The sequence below is a fragment of the Synechococcus sp. 8F6 genome, from assembly GCF_002252665.1.
Lineage (GTDB): Bacteria > Cyanobacteriota > Cyanobacteriia > PCC-6307 > Cyanobiaceae > Cyanobium_A.
The window spans coordinates 1-4,130 of record NZ_NQKZ01000045.1 but is presented as its reverse complement, the minus strand read 5'-3'; the positions used below and the strand labels follow the sequence as shown (position 1 = coordinate 4,130).

Sequence of the window (4,130 nt, the reverse complement as noted above, 5' to 3'; positions counted from 1 at the left end):
GTATTGCTTGAGCACTTATGATCTGCTGCGACGATGCCGAAAGGCATTTTTTTATGGTGATCAGAGGCTGGCTAATCTTGTAAATTTCGAGGTACCCTGTAATGATTTTCCGGTAATCATTTCAGGTTCTTTAGGGTCGGTCGCGGCTTGGCTTGTCACTGCTATATCAATGGCTGTACAAGTTCTTATTGGAGCTCGTGCTAAGAGCACGGTGATCAATAGCCTTTCAATGCGCGCGATTTTTTGCATATGCCGCAATTTCTGTCTCCCGTGCTGCTCACGGTCCAGTGGCTGCTGCTCTTTGTGCTCCTGACCATCTATGGCGCGATGTGGAACGGTGCCCAACAGAACAACCAAACAGGCTGGGTCGTTGCTGTTTTGTGGTCGACTGTCATCTTGGTTGTGCTGAAGGGATCGCACGGCATCTATCGCGTCCTCTTTGATCTCCAAGCTTTTTCATGATGTGAGTGGCCCTTGCTGGTGCAGCAGCCTGGTGCAGAGTGATGCAATTGTGAGGCAAAAGGTCGTTTGACCATCTTGAGACAAGCTGCGGCAACGGCTGCTCCGCCTTGGATTTGGCATTTGCTGCTACTCGACGCGCCCACTTTGGTCAACTTGGATACAAAACTGACATTGACGTCAAGGATTAGCTTATAACATGAAGTGGCAATCAAAACTACTCTTATGGCCAATCTCAAGCATGGGCTACATGCGGAAATGCAATGTCCGGCGATGATGCGCAAGCCTCAGCGTGTCTCCATCACTCTCTCTTGGTCGATGTATCAGGCGCTTGTTGAGGAAAGCTGCCTGCAAGGGCGCTCGATATCCAATCTGGCTTCCTATTGGCTGGAGCAGCATTACGTGATGGCCAAATCACGGCGGGAAGCCTGAGGGAGCTTGTTGGCTGACCAAGCTTGTCGCTGATGGCTTGCAGCAGTCCCAAAGAGGTTGCGGCATGGCAGCCGCGGTTCAGCAGCGGCATCGCCGCGGCTCGTGCCGATGGCCTGCTTGATCTCCGCCACCTCCCGGCCGATGTTGCGCACCATTGTTCCTGTGGTCTCGCGCGGTGCCGGCAGCATGATCGCCTGGATCTTCACGGTGGTGAGCACCGGCAGCATCCTGCTGATTGCCTGGCTGGTGCTGCGGCCTCGGCCGTGATGGATGGCCGGGGCTCAGCAAAGATGTTCCCCGAAGGGGGCATCGCCTGCAGCAGGCAGGCGGCAGAGTGGGTTCGACTCCCATCAGCCCTGACCACCATGCCTCTCTGTCAGCGCGACCTTCCCTATCCGCATTGGGAGTTCAGCGATCCCGACAGCGGTGATCTGCTGCGGGTGGTGCCCGAGCGTGGCGGCCTGATCAGCGGCTGGCGCTGCGGCGACCGGGAGGTGGTGTACCTCGATCTGGAGCGCTTCCACGATCCTGCCCAGTCGGTGCGAGGCGGTTTCCCAGTGCTGTTTCCGATCACGGGTGGGCTGCCGGACAACCAGCTGCCCCTGCCCCAGGGCACCTTCACCATCGGCCAGCACGGCTTCGCGCGGCAGTTGCCCTGGCAGATGGAGCCCCTGGCGGATGGCCGCGGCGTGGCCCTGGAGTTGCGCGACACAGAGGAGACGCTCCAGGCCTATCCCTTCCAGTTCCTGCTTCGCATGGAGGTGCGGCTTGATCCTGGTGCCCTGGAAATCGGCACCACGGTGAGCAACCGCAGTGGAGCACCGATGCCGTTCAGTTTTGGGCTTCACCCCTATTTCAATCTCTCCAGCCTGGAGGAGGTGCGCTTTGAGGGGCTGCCGGACGAATGCCTGAACCACCTCACGATGGCGCCTGCTGCCACCGCTGAGCAGATGCAACGGTTGGCCCAGGGCATCGATCTGCTGGTGCGTCCCACCGGGCCGGTGCGGCTGGTGGATGAGGCGGCCGGCGCCACGCTTGAACTGCAGCTCAGCCATCCCTTCGATCTGGTGGTGCTCTGGACGGAACCGCCCCGCCCGATGGTGTGCATCGAACCTTGGAGTGCTCCGCGCCAGGCCCTGCTGAGCGGTGATCGCAGGATCGAGTTGGCGCCCGGTGCCAGCACCGAGCTCCACACGCGCTACGCGTTGATTCGTGCCTGATTCAAACCCTGCCTGAGAGCACCACCACGGCAAACAACACGGCCACCAGCAGAAGCTCGCTCACTGTTGTGTCCATGGTGTGCTCCAGTGGCGATCCGCGCTTCAGTGTCGAGGACTGGGGTCAATGCCGCGCCCCCATCTGGGGGGAATGCCGCCCAAGCGCCAATGAGGGGCTCAACCAAACGATCGGCTCGTGCAACACGCCCTATTCCCCAGGCGGTGCGTGATGCCACCCCAACTTCAGGATTTTGAGACTTTTGTCGCCTCGCCTGGAAACGCCCCCTGTGTGATTCGAACACACGACCGGCTACTTAGAAGACTCTGGTTGCAAACGCCAAGACTTGTTGCTGTAACTGATGTTTAGTGTCCGGCTGCCTTGGGTGTGAGAAGGAATGTGAGAAGGTTTGGGGTCTCAGGGCCCTTGGAGCTCGTCAGGAAGGGTCTGGATATCGAGCAGCTGCTTGTAAGGCGGCTGCTCGCTGGGGCAAGCGAGGCATTGCACGAGCGCGGTGGTCCTTATTGATGGGAAGGGCTGTTCCCTTGAATAAGCCGGCGGCGTATTCAAGGATTGTCGAGGTTCCGCGCGGCGCGAAGTTGCATTAAGGGCCTTCGGTTGTCCAGACCAGCTTCGTTCTACGGACGCCGCAGTGCTCCGGTCGGCGACGGCCGTCCTTCAGCGTGCCACGGCTGCGCAGTGGCCTGCATCGGCCAGCCGCCGCCGCCTTTGCTCCGGGGCCGGTGATGGGTTGGCGGGCTTGGTCGCTCCTCCGCGGCTGCGGTGGCCAGGCAGCTGGTTGCCGGTGGGCGGCAGGGGTGAGGCCCCAGTTTCTTTGCACGGCTGCGCGGCCATTGTTCTGTTCGGCCTTGATCTGAAGGTCTTGATCCTCAGCAATCCAGGGCTACTGCATGGAGCTCCGCTTTGCATAGATCCATTGCCCTGCAGCGCTTCTACCCTGCTTAAAGTGCATTTGTACTGGTAGAATAAGGGCTGCGCCAAAGGCCCCAAGCCCATCGCCTGCGGCAATCTCATCCCCTGATCTCGCCATCGCGGCCGCATATCTCTGAGCGGTTCTGATGCCCCGATCAGTTGTCACTTTCGGCAACTGATTCCATGGTTATTTCTCACTGTTCCAGGTTGAGTTACGCCCCGGCTCGCTCGCTTGTGATCGCAGCAGGAGGCGGCCGTGATCTGGTCTGGTCCCATCAGCGGGTTGCCGCTGAGCTGCTCGCCTGCGCTGGCGGCCGGCCGGTGCATCTGCTGCTCCATGGCGGCGCCCGCGGCGCTGATGCCGCTATCGGCCGGGCTGCCCATCAGCTGGGTTGGTCCTCTTTGGTGATGCCGGCTCAGTGGCAACGCCACGGCCGCGCTGCCGGTCCGATCCGCAATCGGGAGCTCTTGGAGCAGGCCATTGCCCGGGCCGAGGCCCACAGCTCCCCTGGCTATCAGGCCTCGGTGCTGGTGGTGGCCTTCCCGGGCGGCACCGGCACCGCCTCGCTGGTGCAGCAGGCCCGCCGCATGGCCTCCCGATCTCTCGTTCCGATCGCGGTTGCAGAGGTCAGTCCATCGGCAGGGCTATGGGCTGCTCCAGCCCTCGCCGGTTGCTGAGCACACAGCACAAGACTTCCGCGCCACTGGCGCTGCGTTCCGTTCCCGCATTCTTCATTCCTCACTTCGTCATGGCTGTTCTCACTCCCATTCCCGCGCTGGCTCCTGTCGCCGAGTCGGCACCGTCAGCGGTAAGCCCGGCCTGCGCCCTGCAGCGTTCCGGCTCCCTTTGGCAGCTGGGCATCGAGGCCCAGGAGCTCACCACTGCGATCGGGCAGTTGGCCGAGCAGCTGGAAACCGATGACCTGGAGCAGCGCGCCTCAGCCCTGGCTGAGCTGGAGGCGGCCTTATTGGCAGAAGAGGGCAACAAGACAGCCGGTGACTTTCAGGAAAGTTGTCACTCCTGGGCTGCTATTCAGGCGGCCTGGATTAAGGGTAGCGCCAGGGTCGGGTTTGGCTCCTCTGTTGGCTTA

The 4,130-nt window shown here is 61.2% G+C and carries 5 protein-coding genes and 1 pseudogene; all 6 read left to right on the top strand.

Annotated elements, in window-relative coordinates; all coding sequences use genetic code 11:
* Positions 1-270: 270 nt before the first annotated feature.
* Entirely contained in the window at positions 271-462 is a 192-nt protein-coding gene (locus CJZ78_RS13290; protein WP_143592967.1) for a hypothetical protein, read from the top strand.
* Positions 463-684: 222 nt separating this feature from the next.
* Complete coding sequence (locus tag CJZ78_RS13950) at positions 685-891, top strand: hypothetical protein (RefSeq protein ID WP_143592966.1); 207 nt, start codon at positions 685-687, stop codon at positions 889-891.
* 108 nt (positions 892-999) lie between these two features.
* Entirely contained in the window at positions 1,000-1,158 is a 159-nt protein-coding gene (locus CJZ78_RS14125) for a hypothetical protein (RefSeq protein ID WP_158217101.1), read from the top strand.
* A gap of 98 nt (positions 1,159-1,256) precedes the next feature.
* The gene (locus CJZ78_RS13285) at positions 1,257-2,111 is read left to right on the top strand and encodes a galactose mutarotase (RefSeq protein ID WP_094561773.1); all 855 of its coding nucleotides are present in this window, start codon (positions 1,257-1,259) and stop codon (positions 2,109-2,111) included.
* Between the two features lie 1,135 nt (positions 2,112-3,246).
* Positions 3,247-3,717 carry an SLOG family protein gene (locus CJZ78_RS13280; RefSeq protein WP_233128806.1) on the top strand — a complete coding sequence of 157 codons (471 nt, stop codon included), beginning with the start codon at positions 3,247-3,249 and terminating at the stop codon, positions 3,715-3,717.
* Positions 3,718-3,788: 71 nt separating this feature from the next.
* Positions 3,789-4,130, top strand: a pseudogene (locus CJZ78_RS13275) (hypothetical protein); the annotation flags it as partial.